1 pseudogene is annotated in these 498 nt (G+C 78.1%); it reads left to right on the forward strand.

What is annotated here, in order from left to right:
- Positions 1–498: pseudogene (locus tag KBX39_RS32705) on the forward strand (hypothetical protein); the annotation flags it as partial.

Raw genomic sequence — 498 nt, forward strand, 5'->3', positions numbered from 1 at the left:
TCACGCCACCGGTCACCGCGGGCCCGCCGTCGTTCGCCACGCCGTCGGCCGGCTCGGCGGTGCCGCCCGCGCCGGCCACCACGCCCTTCCCGTCCGCGCCGCCGGCCACGACCGGCACTCCGGCGTCCTCCGCCGAGTCGCCTCCGGCGTGGGCCGCCGCGCCCGTCTCCGCCCCGCCGCCGCCCGCGGTCCCGGCGCCGGCGCTGCCGACCTGGCCGCCGCCGGCCACGCCGGCCCGCGACGCCGACGCGACCCGTCCGGTACGTCAGCAGTCCGGCAGCACGGACCTCGCCGGCGCCGTCTACGGCGGCGGGACGGACGGACCCGGTTTCGCCACCGTGTCGTTCCCGCAGGGCAATCCGCTGGAGAATTCCGGCTCGCTGACCGGGCACATCCTGGCCCAGGGCTGGTCCGAGGAGAGCCCGGCGGCCCGGGGCGGCAACACCAAGGTGATCATCGTGCTGGCGGTCGCGCTGACCATGCTCATCGCGATCAGTC

The organism is Micromonospora sp. D75 (assembly GCF_018070405.1).
Taxonomy (GTDB): Bacteria; Actinomycetota; Actinomycetes; order Mycobacteriales; family Micromonosporaceae; genus Micromonospora; species Micromonospora chalcea.